This window comes from uncultured Modestobacter sp. (assembly GCF_947486615.1).
In the GTDB taxonomy this organism is placed as follows: domain Bacteria; phylum Actinomycetota; class Actinomycetes; order Mycobacteriales; family Geodermatophilaceae; genus Modestobacter.
Map to the genome: position 1 here is coordinate 37,066 of NZ_CANKUD010000001.1, position 16,115 is coordinate 53,180.

The following is a 16,115-nucleotide window of genomic DNA, read 5'->3' on the forward strand; positions in this document are numbered from 1 at the left end:
CCTGGCCCGCGGGGGTCCCGGACCACCCGTGTCCCCGCTATTCTGACAGTGTCGTCATGTCCACCGACCAGTGGACGCACCCGTCGCAGCGAAGCGAGGCACCTGTGCCCGAGGCAGTTCCCGCCGTCCCCGGTCCCGCCACCGGCGGAACGGACCACCCGGCGCCGGGGAAGGTCGTGGACGCCGTCGTCATCGGGGCCGGCTTCGGCGGGCTCTACGCCATCCACCAGCTCCGCACGCACGGCTTCTCGCTCCGCGGCTTCGAGGTGGCCGGCGACGTGGGCGGCACCTGGTACTGGAACCGCTACCCCGGCGCCCGGTGCGACATCGAGAGCGTCGAGTACTCCTACTCCTTCTCCGAGGAGCTGCAGCAGGAGTGGACGTGGACCCAGCGCTATCCCGAGCAGCCGGAGCTGCTGGCCTACATCCAGCACGTCGCCGACCGGTTCGACCTGCGCCGGCACTTCACCTTCGAGACCCGCGTGACCTCCGCGGTGTTCGACGAGGAGATCGACTGCTGGACGGTCACGACCGACGCCGGTGAGCAGGTGCGTACCCGCTTCGTCGTCACGGCGGTGGGCTGCCTCTCCTCCTCGCGGGTCCCGGACTTCCCGGGGCTGGACCGCTTCCGCGGCCGCGCGGTGCACACCGGGCGCTGGCCGCACGAGGGCGTCGACTTCACCGGCCAGCGAGTCGCGCTGATCGGCACCGGCTCTTCGGGCATCCAGTCGCTTCCGCTGATCGCCGAGCAGGCTGCGCACGTGACGGTGTTCCAGCGGACGCCGAACTTCTCCATCTCCGGGGCCAACCAGCCGCTGGACCCCGAGCAGGTCCGCGACGTCAAGGAGCACTACGCCGAATACCGGGCGCAGGCCCGCCGGTCGTTCGGCGGGTCGATGATCCGGACCAACCGGGTCTCGGTCTTCGCCGTCTCGGAGGAGGAGCGGCGCGCCCAGTTCGAGGCCCGCTGGACGATGGGCGGGTTCGCCTTCATGGCGGCCTTCGAGGACCTGGGCACCGACCTGGCGGCGAACGCGCTGGCCGCCGAGTTCGTCAGCGAGAAGATCCGGCAGGCGGTGGCGGACCCCGCGGTCGCCGAGCGGCTGGTGCCCACCGACCACCCGATCGGCTCCAAGCGGATCTGCGTGGACACCGGCTACTTCGAGACGTTCAACCGGGACGACGTGCGCCTGGTCGACGTGAAGCAGACGCCGATCGAGGAGATCACGGAGACCGGCGTGAAGGTCGACGGTCGAGTGCACGAGGTCGACGTGATCGTCTTCGCGACCGGATTCGACGCCATGACCGGGTCCCTGCTGGCGATGGACATCCGCGGCCGCGGTGGGCTCACCCTGCGGGAGAAGTGGGCGGCCGGCCCGCGGACCTACCTGGGCCTGGGCACGGCGGGCTTCCCCAACCTGTTCACCGTCACCGGTCCGGGCAGCCCGGCCGTGCTGAGCAACGTCGTGCTCGCCGTCGAGCAGCACGTCGACTGGATCGTGGACTGCCTCGAGTACCTGCGGGACGAGGGCCTGGCGACGATCGAGGCGGAGGTCGAGGCGGAGGACGCGTGGGTCGACCACGTCAACGACGCCGCGGACCGGACCCTCTACAAGCAGGCCAACTCCTGGTACCTGGGCGCCAACGTGCCGGGCAAGCCCCGGGTGTTCATGCCCTACGCCGGCGGCGTCGGCCGGTACCGCAAGCGCTGCGACGCAGTCGCCGCCGACGGCTACACCGGGTTCCGGCTGGCGCCGCCCGGTGGCCTGACCGGCACCGAGCCCAGCGAGGCCGATCCGCAGCCCGTCGGCATCCTCGCCGGTTCATGACCGCCGCACCGACACGGGACGTTGGCGGCTGGCGGGGCACGCCGCACGCCGCGCTGTTCCTGCGCGGCGACAGCCCCTCCCACCTGGGGAAGCTCGACGTGGTGGACGGCGACGCCCTCGTGCTGGACCTCGAGGACGCGGTGGCGCCGGAGCGCAAAACGGAGGCGCGGGAGCTGGTCCAGGCGGCGCTGGCGGACCGGCTGCCCGGCCGCCGGCTCTGGGTGCGGGTCAACGCCGCCGAGGAGGGGGTGCTGGCAGCCGACCTCCACGCCGCGGTGTGGCCGGCCGTCGAGGCGGTCCTGCTGCCCAAGTCCGAGTCCCCGGCCGACCTGGCCCAGCTGGACGCCGCGCTGCGCGAGCTGGAGCGGCAGCGCGGGCGGGAGCCGGGCTCGGTGGCCCTGGTGGCCCTGGTGGAGACGGCCAGGGGCCTCGCGCGGCTGGCACAGCTGACTGCCGGTGCGCCGTCCCGGCGGGTGCTGCTGGCGTTCGGGACGGTCGACTTCACCGCCGACTTGGGGGTCGAGAACACCCCGGGCAGCCCCGCGGTCGAGCACGCCCGGGCCCAGCTGGTGCTGCACTCCCGGGCGGCCGGCTGGGGAGCGCCGCTGGACGGCCCGTGGTTGGGGCTCGCCGACGAGGCCGGCCTGACCGAGGACTCGCGGCGATCGGTCGCCCACGGGTTCGGCGGCCGGATCGCCATCCACCCCGGGCAGGTGTCAGCGGTCCGCGCCACCTACGGGTTCCGCGGGTCCGCCGACGACCGGGCTCGCGCCCAGCGGATCGTGCAGGCGTGGGAGTCCCGGGACGCCGGGGTGGGGTCGCTCCGGGTGGATGACGTCTTCGTCGACGTCCCGGTCTACCGGGGCGCGTTGCGCACCCTGGGCCGCGCGACGGACTGACGGTGCCGGGGAACGGAGGGGCGCACTCGGCCCCTCCGTTCCCCGCCGGTCACCGACCAGCGATGGTCCAGGTGTCCTGCCCGTGCAGCAGGCCGTGCAGGTCCGGGCCGCCGGCCACGTCGGCCTTGGTGACGGCCTGGTCGACCTGTTCCCGGGTCAGGTCGTCGTAGGTCGGCCGCTGCACCTGACGCAGCACCCCGAAGACGGCGTGGTCCAGCGCCTGGTCGGACAACCGGGACAGCGCGAACGCCAGCTCGTGGTCGGTCGCGTCGTGCACCACGACGTCGGCCGGGTCCACCTCCGCGATCGGGGCGACGGCGAGACCGAACCCGCGCCGGACGACCGCCCAGCGCCCGTCGGTGCCGAAGGTGATGGGCTGCCCGTGGGTCACCGTGATCACCCGCGACTCCGACTCGTCCGGCTTGCGCAGGACGTCGAAGGAGCCGTCGTTGAAGATCGGGCAGTCCTGGTAGATCTCCACCAGCGAGGCGCCGCGGTGCTTCGCCGCCGCCTCGAGCACCGCGGTCAGGCCCGCCCGGTCGGAGTCCATGGCCCGCCCCACGAACGTCGCCTCGGCCCCGAGCGCCAGCGACACCGGGTTGAAGGGGTGGTCCAGCGAGCCCATCGGGGTGGACTTGGTGACCTTGCCGACCTCGGAGGTGGGGGAGTACTGGCCCTTGGTGAGCCCGTAGATCCGGTTGTTGAACAGCAGGATCGTCATGTTCACGTTCCGCCGCAGCGCGTGGATCAGGTGGTTGCCGCCGATGGACAGGGCGTCGCCGTCCCCGGTCACCACGAAGACGCTCAGGTCGGGGCGCGAGACCGCCAGCCCGGTGGCGATCGCGGGCGCCCGGCCGTGGATCGAGTGCATCCCGTAGGTGTCCAGGTAGTACGGGAACCGGGACGAGCACCCGATCCCGGAGACGAAGACGGTGTTCTCCCGCTTGATCGACAGCGTCGGCAGGAAGGAGCGGACGGCGGCGAGCACGGCGTAGTCACCGCACCCGGGGCACCAGCGGACCTCCTGGTCGCTGGCGTAGTCCTTCGCCTTCTGCACGTCCTCTTCGCTGGGGACGAGGTCCAGGCCTCCGCGGACGGGCAGGCCCAGGTCGATGGCGGTCATGCCGGAACCTCTTCCTTCTGGTCGGTGTCCTGCAGCTGTGGTGCGGTGATGAGCGGTGTCAGGCGGTCGAAGAGCTCCTCGGCGCCGAAGGGCAGCCCGGCCACCTTGGTGACCGAGACGAGTGGGATGCAATAGCGGCCCTGGAGCAGGAACGCGAGCTGCCCGAGGTTCATCTCCGGCACGATCACCTGCCGGTAGGACCGCAGCACGGCCTCGGTGTTGGCCGGCAGCGGGTTGAGGTGGCGAAGGTGGGCCTGGGCGACCGTGTGACCGGCCGCGCGGAGCCGGCGGGCGGCCGCGCCGATGGGGCCGTAGGTGGAGCCCCAGCCCAGCAGCAGCACCTCGGCGTCCCCAGCGGGGTCGTCGACCTCCAGGTCGGGAACCGCGATGCCGTCGATCCGGGCCTGGCGCACCCGGACCATGAACTCGTGGTTGGCCGAGTCGTAGGAGATGTTGCCGGTGCCGTCGGCCTTCTCCAGTCCGCCGATGCGGTGCGCGAGGCCCTTGGTGCCGGGCACCGCCCAGGGCCGGGCCAGGGTCTCCGGGTCACGGGCGTAGGGCAGGAACGACCCGTCCGGCCCGTTTGGCTCGGTCGCGAACTGCACGCCGAGGTCGGGCAGTTCCTCGTCCTCGGGCACCCGCCACGGCTCGGAGCCGTTGGCGATGGCGCCGTCGGAGAGCAGCAGCACCGGAGTCCGGTAGGCCAGTGCGATCCGGACGGCGTCCAGGGCGGCGTCGAAGGCGTCGGCCGGTGACCGGGGTGCCACGACCGGTACCGGCGCCTCGCCGTTGCGGCCGAACATGGCCTGCAGGAGGTCCGACTGCTCGGTCTTCGTCGGCAGCCCGGTGGAGGGGCCGCCGCGCTGCACGTCGACGATGAGCAGTGGCAACTCGGTCATCACTGCGAGGCCGATCGCCTCGCTCTTGAGTGCCAGCCCCGGGCCGGACGTCGTCGTCACGCCGATCGCCCCGCCGTAGGCTGCACCGAGCGCGGCGCCGATGCCGGCGATCTCGTCCTCGGCCTGGAAGGTGGTGACTCCGAACCGCTTGAGCCGGCTGAGCTCGTGCAGGATGTCCGAAGCCGGGGTGATCGGGTAGCTGCCGAGGAAGACCGGCAGGCCGGACTGCTGCCCGGCCGCGACGATGCCGTAGGCCAGGGCCGTGTTGCCGGTGATCTGCCGGTAGGTGCCGACCGGCAGCGCCGCGGGGGCGATCTCGTAGGTGACGGCGAAGGACTCCGTCGTCTCGCCGTAGGCGTGGCCGGTGCGGAAGGCCACCAGGTTGGCCTCGGCGATCTCCGGGCGCTTGGCGAACTTCTCCCGCAGCCAGCGCTCGGTGCCTTCGGTCGGGCGGGAGTACATCCACGACAGCAGCCCGAGGGCGAACATGTTCTTGCTGCGCTCGGCGTCCTTCTTGCCGATGCCGAGGGACTCCAGCGCTGCGGTGGTCAGCGAGGTCATCGGCACCTTGTGGACGGTGTAGGCCGACAGCGACCCCTCCGCGAGCGGGTCGTCGGCGTAGCCGACCTTGGCCAGGTTGCGCTTGGTGAACTCGTCGGTGTCGACGATGAGCGCGCCGCCGGGTGGCAGGTCGCGCAGGTTGGCTCGCAGTGCCGCCGGGTTCATCGCGACGAGCACGTCCGGCCGGTCGCCGGGGGTGAGGATGTCGTAGTCGGCGAAGTGCAGCTGGAAGCTGCTCACCCCGGCCAGCGTCCCGTGCGGGGCGCGGATCTCGGCGGGGAAGTCGGGCATGGTCGCCAGGTCGTTGCCGAAGGCGGCCGCGGCCGAGGTGAACCGGTCGCCGGTCAGCTGCATGCCGTCTCCGGAGTCACCGGCGAAGCGGATCACCACCCGGTTGCGCTGTTCGACGGTGCGTGCTCCGGCGGGGCGCGGCGGCAGTGCGGCGTCCACGGGCTTGTCCATGAGTCCCTCTCAGGGGGAGCTGGTCCGGGTGGTCCCGGACGGTTCGGTACGGCGGCAACCACCCGGTGAGGGGCGCGGCTGCCGGGTCCGTCCGCTGCCGGCCTGCGCCGGCAGCGGACGGGGTGGGTCAGCGCGGCTGGAAGCGCTGGGCCCCGTCGATGCGGATGGTCTCTCCGTTGAGGTAGGTGTTCTCGCAGATGTGCCGGGCCAGCGCGGCGTACTCCGAGGGCTTGCCGAGGCGGGACGGGTTCGGGACCGAGGCGCCGAACTTCGCCAGTGCTTCCGGGCCGACCCGCTCCATGGCCGGGGTCAGGAAGGTCCCGGGCGCGATGCAGACCACCCGGATCCCCAGCACGGCCAGGTCGCGCGCCGCTGCCAGGGTGAGACCGGCGACCCCGCCCTTGGCCGCGGCGTAGGCGGACTGGCCGATCTGGCCCTCGAAGGCGGCGATGCTGGAGGTGGTCACCACCGCGCCCCGCTGCCCGCCGTCGTCGGGCTCGGCACTGGCGATCTCCGCCGCCAGCAGCCGCAGCACGTTGTAGGTGCCGGTGAGGTACAGCTCGATGGTCTTGGTGAAGCCCGCCATCGTGGCCGGCGTGTGGTCCCGGCCGACGACCCGCTCGGCCACGCCGAAGCCGCCGTGGGCGACCACGGCGTACCGCAATGTCCCGAGCCCCCGGGCCGCCTCGATCGCGCCGGCGATGCTCTCGTCGCTCAGCACGTCGGTCGGGACGTACACCGCGGCGTCCCCGAGCTCGTCGGCCAGGGCCTTGCCCCGCTCCTCGGACAGATCGCTGATCACGACCTTGGCGCCGGCCTCGACGAGCTCACGGACGGCGGCCTCGCCGAGTCCGCCTGCTCCGCCGGTCACCACGGCCACGCTGCCTGCCAGGATCATCGGTCCTCCTTCTCTCTGAGTTGCCCACCGCACGGTTGTGGGTGGAAAGCGCTGCGGGGACGGCTGTGTCAGCGTCTGGCCGAGCCCCGCTGGACCAGCTGGCGGGCGATCACGCCGCGGAGGATCTCGTTGGTGCCCTCGCCGACGATCATGAGCGGGGCGTCCCGGAAGTAGCGCTCGACGTCGAACTCGGTCGAGTAGCCGTAGCCGCCGTGGATGCGGATCGCGTCGAGAGTGACCTTGGCGGCCATCTCGGAGGCGAAGAGCTTCGCCTGACCCGACTGGAGATCGGCGCGTCCGCCGGCGTCGAAGGTCTCGGCCGCACGCAGGACCAGACCCCGCGCGGCTTCGATGTTTGTGTCCATGTCGGCGAGGTAGTTGCCGATCGACTGGTGTTGCCAGATCGGCTTGCCGAAGGCCTCCCGCTCCTGGGAGTACCGCAGGGCGTCGTCGAAGGCCGCCTGTGCGACGCCGACCGCCCGGGCGGCGACCTGGATCCGGCCGACCTCCAGGCCGGCCATCATCTGCCCAAAGCCTTTGCCCGGCTCCTCACCGAGCACGGCGTCCACGGGCAGCCGGTGGTCGTCGAAGTGCAGCTCGCAGCTCTCCACGCCCTTGTAGCCGAGCTTGGGGAGGTCCTTGGAGACGGTGAAGCCCTTGCCCTTCTCCGACAGCAGGATGCTGATCCCGCGGTGCGCGGGGGAGGCGGCGGGGTCGGTCTTGACCAGCAGGGCCACCAGGCCGGCCCGCCGGGCGTTGGTGATCCAGGTCTTCGACCCGTTGACCACCCAGTCGTCCCCGTCCCGGCGGGCGACGGTGCGCATGGCCTGCAGGTCCGAGCCGCCCCCGGGCTCGGTGAGCGCCATCGTCGCCCGCAGCTCCCCGGTCGCCATCCGGGGCAGGTAGCGCTGCTTCTGCTCCTCCGTGCCGTAGCGCAGCAGCAGCTTGGAGACCACGGAGTGCCCCCCGAAGGAGCCGGCCAGGCTCATCCACCCGCGCGACAGCTGCTCGGTCACCAGCGCGTAGCAGGTCGTGGAGACCCCGTAGTCGCCGTGAGGCTCGGGGATTGCCAGGCCGAACACGCCGAGTTCCTTCATCTGTTCGATGAGGGCCTCGGGATACGTGTTGGCGTGCTCCAGCTGCTGGGCCACCGGCCGGACCTCTTTGTCGACGAACTCGGCGACCAGGTCGACGATCTGACCTTCTTCGGGGCTGAGCTGGGCCACGTCGTCTCCTCGGGAACCGGTGCCGGGACGGCCCGTACAGCCGGTCCCTCGTGCGGTGGTCGGCGAAGGGCGTCGTCGCGACGCACCCGCCGGGGGGTGTGCCCCAGGCTAGTATCTGACACAGTCGTCACACCAGACTCCGGTGTCAGATGCAAGAAGGTGCAGATGGACCTCGACTTCTCCGCCGACCAGCGCGACTTCCGCGACCAGGTCCGCACGTGGTTGCACGAGAACAAGCCCCGGGACGAACGCCCCCGGGCCGCCGCGGGCATCCGCGAGTACGACCTGGCCTGGCAGCGCACCCAGTTCGAGGGTGGCTGGGCCGGCATCTCGTGGCCGACCGAGTACGGCGGCCGCGGCCTCTCCTTGATCGACCAGCTCATCTGGTTCGAGGAGTACGGCCGGGCCGGACTGCCCAGCGTCGACGCCAACTTCGTCGGCCTCAACCACGCCGGCCCGACGCTGATGACCCGCGCCCGCGACGAACAGAAGGCCCAGCACCTGCGGCCGATCCTGGCCGGGGAGGTCGTCTGGTGCCAGGGCTTCTCCGAGCCCGGCGCCGGCTCGGACCTTGCCTCGCTCAGCGCCCGGGCCGAGATCGACGGCGACGAGTTGGTGGTCAGCGGGCAGAAGATCTGGACGAGCTTCGCCCATGTCGCCGACTGGCAGGAGCTGCTGGTCCGCACCAGCCGCACCGGCTCCAAGCACCAGGGCATCACCTGGGTCATCTGCGACATGCACAGCCCGGGCATCGACGTGCGCCCGATCCGCACCATGGACGGCGAGGCCGAGTTCTGCGAGGTCTTCTACGACGAGGTGCGCATCCCGCTGAGCAGCGTCGTCGGCGACGTCGACCAGGGCTGGAGCGTCGCGATGTCGACGCTGTCCTTCGAGCGCGGCACGGCCTTCACCGCCGGGCAGGTGCGGCTGGCCTCCACCGTCGAGCAGCTGATCGAACTGGCCCGCGAGCGCACCGGCCCCGACGGCCGCCGCCCGGCGATCGCCGACGACGAGCTGGCCCGCCGGCTGGCCACGGCCCGGGCCGAGGTCGCCGCGCTGCGCGCCATGACGTACGTGGGCATCTCGCGCAGCGCCCGCACCGGCACCCCCGGTCCCGAGGGCTCGATCGTGAAGCTCTACTACTCGGAGATGGTCAAGCAGGTCGCCCGGCTGGCGATGGACATCCTCGGTCCCGACGGCCTGCGCTACGTCTCCCGTTGGATCCCCGGCGGCTGGTCGGGCAACTACCTGTACTCGTACTCGCAGACGATCGGGGGTGGCACCTCGGAGGTACAGCGCAACATCATCGGGGACCGCATCCTCGGCCTGCCCCGCTGAGAGGAAGCGACCATGGACCTCCTGCCCTCTGCTGACCAACAGGACGTCGTCCGCGCGGCGGCGGACTTCCTGGCCCAGGAGATGCCCCGTGACCGGATCCGCCAGCGCGAGGCCGAGGCCTCCTCCGTCGACGCCGCGGCCTGGACCGGTTGTGCCGATCTCGGGCTCTTCGGCCTGTCGGTGCCCGAGGAGCTCGGCGGCGCAGGCTTCGGCGTGGAGGAGGAAGCCCTCCTCTTCCGCGAGCTCGGCCGTCACGTGGCGCCGGGCCCCTTCCTGTCCACCGTGCTGGCCGCCCAGCTCGCCGTCGCGATCGGTGATGCCGACCTGGTGGCCTCCATCGTCGCCGGCAAGACCACCGTGGGCCTGGCCGCGCTGCGGGCCGGGAGCACGGTCGACGAGGACCGGGTCCGGGGTGACCTGGACCTGATCGACGCCGTCGAGGCGCCCCTGGTGCTGCTGCTCGGCCCGGCCGGTGCCGCTCTCGTCGAGACCGGGCAGCTGGGCGCCGTGCAGACGGTGCCGAGCATCGACCCCGGCGTCCGGCTGGCGACCGCCACCGGCGTCGACGCGCCGGTCAGTGCCTGGCTGCCGGCGGCCACCCGACCGCTGTACCTGCGCGGCCTCGTGCTCGCCGCGGCGCTGCTGGTCGGCATCGCCGAGGCCTGCCGGGATGCCTCCACCGAGTACGCCAAGACCCGCGAGCAGTTCGGCCGGCCGATCGGGGTGAACCAGGCGGTCAAGCACCGGTGCGCCGACATGGCGGTGCAGGCCGAGCTGGGCATGGCCCAGCTGTACTTCGCCGCCGTCAGCCTCGCGTCGGGCCGGCCCGACGCCGAGCTGCAGGCCCGGACGGCGAAGGTCGTGGCCGCGCACGCTGCCACGGTGAATGCGGCCAGCAACGTCCAGGTGCACGGGGGCATGGGCTACACCTGGGAGAACGACGCCCATCTGTTCGTCAAGCGGGTCGAGGTGCTGGAGAACCTGCTCGGGGGGCGCACCGAGCACCTGGCCGAGATCGTCGCCCTGCCCGCGCCGCAATGACCCAGCCGCCGCGCACCCGCCAGCCCCACAACACCGTCGTCGGAGGACGCATGAACCCGGAGGGATCCCGCATGCACACCGTTCCCGGAGCGACGGCATGAGCCGCCGGGTCGCCATCGCCGGGGTTGCGCTCTCCGACGTCGGCACGGTCCCCGAAGCCACGCCCTACGGGCTGATCGGTCAGGCCAGCCGCCGCGCGCTGGCGGACGCGGGGCTGAAGCCCGGGGACGTGGACGGCCTCGGCTCCACCGGCCTGGGCACGCTGGCGCCGATCGACGTCGCCGAGTACCTCGGGCTGCGTCCCCGGTGGGTCGACTCGACCACCGTCGGCGGGGCGTCCTGGGAGGTCATGGCCGCGCACGCGACGGACGCGATCGCCGCCGGCCACGCCGACGTCGTACTGCTCACCTACGGCTCCACCGCGCGCTCGGACCTCCGCCGCAAGATGCGCACGGCGAGCCTGAACTGGGGCTCCCGTGGGCCGCAGCAGTGGGAGTCGCCCTACGGGCACACGCTGATCAGCAAGTACGCGATGGCCGCCCGGCGGCACATGTACGAGTACGGGACGACGATCGAGCAGCTGGCCGAGATCGCGGTGTCCGCCCGGTACAACGCGGCGGAGAACCCGGAGGCCTCCTTCCGGGACCCGATCACGATCGAGGACGTCCTGGACGGCCCGATGATCGCCGATCCATTCACCAAGTTGCACTGCTGCATCCGCTCCGACGGCGGGGCCGCGGTGGTCCTGGTCGCCGAGGACCGGGTCGCCGACCTGCGCAGCGACCCGGTGTGGGTGCTGGGTGCCGCCGAGTCGGTCAGCCACGTGTCGATGAGCCAGTGGGACGACATGACCACCGGTCCGGCCGCCGTCTCCGGGCCGCTGGCGTTCCAGCGGGCCGGCGTGCGCCCCGAGGACATCGACGTCGCCGAGCTCTACGACGCCTTCACCTACATGCTGCTGATCACCCTCGAGGACCTCGGCTTCTGCGAGAAGGGCGAGGCCGGCAGCTTCGTCGAGGGCGGCACCCTGCGGTTGGGCGGCGCACTGCCCACCAACACCGACGGCGGTGGTCTGTCGGCCGTGCACCCCGGTCAGCGCGGGCTCTTCCTGCTGGTCGAGGCCGCCCGTCAGCTGCGCGGGGAGAGTGGCCCGCGCCAGGTGCCGGGCGCCCGGCTGGCCGCGGTCAGCGGCACGGGTGGGTGGTTCTGCTCCAGCGGCACGGTCATCCTCGGCCGGGACTGACCCGATGGGCACCCCTCCGCTGATCGGCGACCCCGCGACGTTGGGGGAGGCCCTGCGGGCGGCCGCCGAGCAGTTCGGCGACCGGGAGGCCTACGTCGACGGCTTCCAGCGGATCAGCTTCGCCGGCTGGGTGGCCGCCGCGGGCGGGCTCGCCGTGGAGCTGGCCGACCGCGGGGTCCGCCGCGGGAACGTGGTCGCCCTGATGCTGCCCAGCAGCATCGACTACGCCGTCTGCTACGCCGCGATCGCCTCGCTGGGCGCGGTGACCACGGGGCTGAACACGCGGCTCGGCGTCAACGAGGTGACCGCCGTGCTCGCCACGGCGGCGCCCGCGCTGGTCATCCGGGACACCGAGGCGGGGCTGCCCGAGGTGCCCGAGGGAATACCGGTGATGGCCCGCAGCGAGCTGGCCGCGGCCTGCCTGCGGCGGCCGGGGGGCGGTCCCGCGCCCGACGTCGACCCGGCCGACCCCGTGGTGGTCATCTGGACCAGCGGCACCACCGGAGTGCCCAAGGGCGCCTGGTTCGACCACCGCAACCTGGCCGCGGCGGCACGGTCGGCCGGGGTGATGAGCGCGCCCTTCGACCGGCGTCTGGTCGCCACGCCGTTCGCTCACGCCGGCTACATGGCCAAGCTCTGGGACCAGCTCGCCTGGGGCATCACGATGGTGGTCGGGACGGTGCCCTGGTCGGCCGCGGAGATGGCGCAGGTGCTCATCGACGAGCGGATCACGGTGGCCGGTGGCGTCCCGACGCAGTGGTCCAAGCTGCTGGAGCAACCGCACCTGGCCGGGCGCCGGCTGGAGCACCTGCGGGTGGGCATCGCGGCCACCGCCCCCGCCGCACCGGAGCTCGTTGAACGCGTCGCCGACCTCCTCGGCGTCCCGCTGGTGGTGCGGTACGCGATGACGGAGTCCCCGTCGATCTGCGGCACCGAGCCCACCGATCCACCCGAGGTGCAGGCCCGCACCGTCGGCCGCCCGCAGGCCGGCGTACAGGTGCGCGTCGTCGACGACGACGGCGGGCCGGTGGCCACCGAGACGGTCGGGCGGGTCCAGGTGCGCGGCGACTGCGTGATGCGCGGCTACTGGCGCGCTCCCGAGCTCACCGCGCAGGTCCTCGGGGACGACGGCTGGCTGCGCAGCGGCGACCTGGGCCGGCTGACCGCCGAGGGGAACCTCGTCCTGGTGGGCCGCAGTGGCGACATGTACATCCGCGGCGGGTACAACGTCTACCCGCTCGAGGTGGAGAACGTGCTGGCCGACCACCCGGCGGTCGCGCGGGTCGCCGTCGTCGGCGTCCCCGCGCCGGTGATCGGCGAGATCGGGGTGGCCTTCGTGGTTCCGGCCGATCCGGCGGCGGCGCCCACCCGCGAGGAGCTACGGGTCTGGGTCCGGGGCCACCTGGCCGACTACAAGGCCCCCGACCGGGTGGAGACGGTGCCGGACCTACCGCTCACTGCGATGCAGAAGATCGACAAGCTCGCCCTGCGGGAGCTGGCCCTCGGCTGAGGACCCGCTCCCGCAGGGCGAGGCGGCGCGTGGGAGCCGTCAGCCACCCATCCGCAGGCCCGGCGCGCGGGTGCCGAACACGTCGGTGGCGAAGACCTGGCCCAGCTTGGTGGCGTCCCAGCGCTGCTGGCCGTTGGCCGCGCTGGCCTTCTCGTACCAGCCGCCCATCAGGTGAATCTTCTCACCCATCGCCCGGATGACCTGACCGCTGACGTGGTCGGCCTCCGGACTGGCCAGCCAGGCCACCACCGGGCAGCACAGCGAGGGGTCCTTGGGGTCGAAGGCGTCCTCGTCGCGTTCGTCGGGCTCCAGCGCCGCTGCCTGCCCGGGCATCGTCGCCGACAGCCGGGTCAGCCCACCGGGGCCGATGGCGTTGACGGTGACGCCGATGCTCTGCAGCTCCAGGCTGAGGGTGAGGGTCATCCCGGCGATGGCCGACTTCGCCGTGGCGTAGTTGGACTGGCCGAAGTGGCCGAGCAGCCCGGCACCGGAAACGGTGTTGATGACCCGGCCGTAGACCGAGCCGTCGCCGGCCTTGGCCTCGGCCCGCCAGCGGCGGGCCGCTCCCCGGCAGACCAGCCAGGTGCCGCGCACGTGCACGCGCATGACCAGGTCGAAGTCGTCGGCGCTCATGTTCCAGATCGCCCGGTCGCGGACGATGCCGGCGTTGTTGACCACGATGTCGACGTGTCCGAACTGGTCCCAGGCGCGGTCCAGCATGGCCTCGACCTGGGCCTCGTCGCCGACATCCCCGAAGTCGGGGACGGCCGTGCCGCCGCGGGAGGTGATGATGTCGACCACCTGCTCGGCGTCCCGGCCCTTGCCCTCCCCGCTCACCGAGGTGCCGAGGTCGTTGACGACCACGGTGGCGCCGTGCTTGGCGAGCTCCAGGGCGTGCCCGCGGCCGATGCCGTGACCGGCACCGGTCACGACGGCGACCTTTCCTTCCAACAGGCGGGACATGATCGGACTCCTTCTCGTTGAGGGCGAACTGTCAGGGGGTGGCGCGTCGGTCATCCCGCGGGACGGAAGACCGGGGCGGTGACCTCGTCGGTCAGCTCGCGGAACGCGACGGTAAGCGGCATGCCGATGCGCAACTCGTCGGGCGGGCAGTCGATCAGCTGGGTCATCACCCGGGGGCCCTCGTCCAGGTCCACGACGGCGGCGACATAGGGCAGCGCCTCGCGGAAGGGCGCGAGGTCGTTCACGTAGACCGTGGAGTGGGTGTAGAGCGTCGCCCGGCCGCTGGCGTCCTCCCAGGCGACGTCCTCGCTCCAGCAGAACGGGCAGAACGGCCGCGGGTAGTGGTGCGCCCGGCCGCACGCGTTGCAGCGCGCGATGAGGAAGCGGCCCTGCTTGGCGGCGTCCCAGAAGGGACGGCTCTCATCCTCGATCGTGGGCAGGTCGTTGCGCGGTGCGGTCATCGCCGGGTCAGCTCCTCTCGGTGCACGCCTACCACCCTCGGTAGTCGGGGCTGCGGCGTTCCTTGAACGCCGCAACCCCTTCGCCGGAGTCGGCGGCGTAGGACTGGATCTCCTGGGCCATGCCCTCGTCGAGGAAGGCCGCCTCGCGGCTGACGTCCAGGGAGGTGTTGAACAGCTTCTTGGTCAGCGCGATCGCCGACGTCGGCGCGGTGGCCAGCCGGGCGGCGTACTCGGCGGTGGCCGCGGCGAGCTCGTCGGCGGGCACCACCTTGTTGACCAGCCCGAGCGCGAGCGCCTCGGCGGCGGGCAGCCGGTCACCGAAGAACGCCAGCTCCTTGGCCTTCTGGAGGCCGATCCGGCGGGGGAGCAGGTAGGCCCCGCCGGCGTCGACGACCAGCCCGCGCAGCACGAAGGACTCGATGAAGCTGGCCTGTTCGGAGGCGACGACCAGGTCGGCGGCGTAGGCGAGGTGCGCGCCCATGCCGGCGGCGACGCCCTGCACCGAGGCGATCACCGGCTTGCCGCAGTCGAGGATGGAGGTGACCAGCCGCTGCGCCCCGCCCATGATCTTGCGCATGGGGTCGCCGACCCGCTTCTCACCGCCGCCGCCGATGCCGCCGACGTCGGCGCCGGAGCAGAAGTGCTTGCCGTCGGCGGCCAGCACCACGACCCGGACGTCGGGGTCGCCGTCGGCCTCGGTGAACAGGCTGATCAGGGCGTTCCGCTGGTCGGCCCGGATGGCGTTGGCGGCCTCGGGGCGGTTCAACGTGATGGTCAGGACGCCGTCGGTCAGGTCCCGCAGGACGGTGCTGCCGATCGGGTCGGTGGTGTCCTGCTGGCTCTGGCTGACCGCGGTCATGCGCCGCTGCCGATCGCATCGCCGTTGATGCCGAAGCCGCCGTCCGCGGTCACCAGGGACCCGGTCACGAAGGCTGCCTCGTCCGACGCCAGCCAGGTGCACGCGTAGGCGATGTCCAGGGGGTGCCCCATCCGGGTCAGGTGTCCGGGCCCGGTGTGGTGCCCGGAGTCACCCCCGGGGCTGACCACGCGACCGACGATGACCGCGTTGGCCCGGATGCCGTCCTCGGCGCCCTCGACGGCCAGCGTCCGGGTGATCGAGTTGACCCCGCCCTTCGCCGTCCCGTACGCGCCCAGCCCCTTGTAGCCCCGCTCGGACTGCCCGGACGAGATGTTGATGATCGATGCGTTGCCAGAGCCGGCGAGGTGCGGCCAGGCGTACTTCGAGGCCCAGAAGACGTTCCCGGTCAGCGTCCCCAGCAGGATCGAGTCCCACTCCGCGGTCGTGTACTGGTGCAACGGCTTGAAGTTCTGCACCACCAGGTCGGTGGGGGCGGCGTTGTTCACCAGGGTGGTGAGCCCGCCGAAGTGCTCGGCCGCGGCGTCGAGCGCCTCGTGCACGCTGTCCTCGTCGGTCACGTCCAGCGGGAAGAACTTCGCCTCCCCACCCGCCTCCTGGATCCGGGCGACGACCTTCTCCCCCTTGGCCACGGTCCGGCTTGCGACGGCGACCTTGGCGCCCTCGGAGGCGTAGTGCTCGGCGATCGAGCGGCCGATGCCGCGCGTGGAGCCGGAGACGAACGCGATCTTGCCGGCGAGGCGATTGCCCATCGTTGGGGTCCTCTGTTCGGTGTCGGGTGGGGC

Annotated in this window: 14 protein-coding genes; 6 read left to right on the forward strand and 8 right to left on the reverse strand. The window is 72.2% G+C overall.

The genetic code is table 11. From position 1 onward, the window contains the following. Positions 1-56: 56 nt before the first annotated feature. Together Q1A09_RS00185 and Q1A09_RS00190 are read left to right on the forward strand one after the other, a co-directional pair. A complete protein-coding gene (locus Q1A09_RS00185) occupies positions 57-1,829 on the forward strand; it encodes an NAD(P)/FAD-dependent oxidoreductase (protein WP_299950504.1) in 1,773 nt (590 codons plus the stop codon). After that, positions 1,826-2,728: a CoA ester lyase gene (locus Q1A09_RS00190; protein WP_299950507.1), complete on the forward strand. Its 903-nt coding sequence runs from the start codon at positions 1,826-1,828 to the stop codon at positions 2,726-2,728. The genes Q1A09_RS00185 and Q1A09_RS00190 overlap by 4 nt, the downstream gene beginning before the upstream one ends. A 49-nt stretch (positions 2,729-2,777) precedes the next feature. Here the strand turns inward: Q1A09_RS00190 and Q1A09_RS00195 are convergent, their stop codons facing one another. The 4 genes from Q1A09_RS00195 to Q1A09_RS00210 form a co-directional block, all read right to left on the reverse strand. Next, the gene (locus tag Q1A09_RS00195; RefSeq protein ID WP_299950510.1) at positions 2,778-3,851 is read right to left on the reverse strand and encodes a 2-oxoacid:ferredoxin oxidoreductase subunit beta; all 1,074 of its coding nucleotides are present in this window, start codon (positions 3,849-3,851) and stop codon (positions 2,778-2,780) included. Beyond that, entirely contained in the window at positions 3,848-5,773 is a 1,926-nt protein-coding gene (locus Q1A09_RS00200; protein ID WP_299950511.1) for a 2-oxoacid:acceptor oxidoreductase subunit alpha, read from the reverse strand. Before Q1A09_RS00200 ends, Q1A09_RS00195 begins: the two co-directional genes overlap by 4 nt. A 127-nt stretch (positions 5,774-5,900) precedes the next feature. Further along, positions 5,901-6,671, reverse strand: a complete 771-nt coding sequence (locus Q1A09_RS00205; protein WP_299950514.1) for an SDR family NAD(P)-dependent oxidoreductase — start codon at positions 6,669-6,671, stop codon at positions 5,901-5,903. A 68-nt stretch (positions 6,672-6,739) separates the two neighbouring features. Continuing rightward, a complete protein-coding gene (locus Q1A09_RS00210) occupies positions 6,740-7,897 on the reverse strand; it encodes an acyl-CoA dehydrogenase family protein (protein WP_299950516.1) in 1,158 nt (385 codons plus the stop codon). 165 nt (positions 7,898-8,062) lie between these two features. On the opposite strand from Q1A09_RS00210, the gene Q1A09_RS00215 reads away from it, so the two are divergent. From Q1A09_RS00215 to Q1A09_RS00230, 4 genes are all read left to right on the forward strand, one after another. After that, positions 8,063-9,235 carry an acyl-CoA dehydrogenase family protein gene (locus Q1A09_RS00215; RefSeq protein WP_299950519.1) on the forward strand — a complete coding sequence of 391 codons (1,173 nt, stop codon included), beginning with the start codon at positions 8,063-8,065 and terminating at the stop codon, positions 9,233-9,235. Positions 9,236-9,247: 12 nt separating this feature from the next. Continuing rightward, positions 9,248-10,276, forward strand: coding sequence for an acyl-CoA dehydrogenase family protein (locus Q1A09_RS00220; RefSeq protein WP_299950522.1), 1,029 nt, complete (start codon positions 9,248-9,250; stop codon positions 10,274-10,276). Positions 10,277-10,373: 97 nt separating this feature from the next. Beyond that, on the forward strand, positions 10,374-11,519 hold the full coding sequence (locus tag Q1A09_RS00225) for an acetyl-CoA acetyltransferase (protein ID WP_299950525.1): 1,146 nt from the start codon (positions 10,374-10,376) through the stop codon (positions 11,517-11,519). 4 nt (positions 11,520-11,523) lie between these two features. Next, positions 11,524-13,029 carry a class I adenylate-forming enzyme family protein gene (locus Q1A09_RS00230; RefSeq protein ID WP_299950527.1) on the forward strand — a complete coding sequence of 502 codons (1,506 nt, stop codon included), beginning with the start codon at positions 11,524-11,526 and terminating at the stop codon, positions 13,027-13,029. 39 nt (positions 13,030-13,068) lie between these two features. Here the strand turns inward: Q1A09_RS00230 and Q1A09_RS00235 are convergent, their stop codons facing one another. The 4 genes from Q1A09_RS00235 to Q1A09_RS00250 are packed head-to-tail and all read right to left on the reverse strand — an operon-like array spanning position 13,069 to position 16,082. Then, a complete protein-coding gene (locus Q1A09_RS00235; RefSeq protein WP_299950530.1) occupies positions 13,069-13,992 on the reverse strand; it encodes an SDR family NAD(P)-dependent oxidoreductase in 924 nt (307 codons plus the stop codon). Positions 13,993-14,042: 50 nt separating this feature from the next. After that, entirely contained in the window at positions 14,043-14,453 is a 411-nt protein-coding gene (locus Q1A09_RS00240; protein WP_299950533.1) for a Zn-ribbon domain-containing OB-fold protein, read from the reverse strand. A 28-nt stretch (positions 14,454-14,481) separates the two neighbouring features. After that, the gene (locus tag Q1A09_RS00245; protein ID WP_299950537.1) at positions 14,482-15,312 is read right to left on the reverse strand and encodes an enoyl-CoA hydratase/isomerase family protein; all 831 of its coding nucleotides are present in this window, start codon (positions 15,310-15,312) and stop codon (positions 14,482-14,484) included. Beyond that, the gene (locus tag Q1A09_RS00250) at positions 15,309-16,082 is read right to left on the reverse strand and encodes an SDR family NAD(P)-dependent oxidoreductase (RefSeq protein ID WP_299950540.1); all 774 of its coding nucleotides are present in this window, start codon (positions 16,080-16,082) and stop codon (positions 15,309-15,311) included. The genes Q1A09_RS00245 and Q1A09_RS00250 overlap by 4 nt, the downstream gene beginning before the upstream one ends. Positions 16,083-16,115 lie beyond the last annotated feature (33 nt).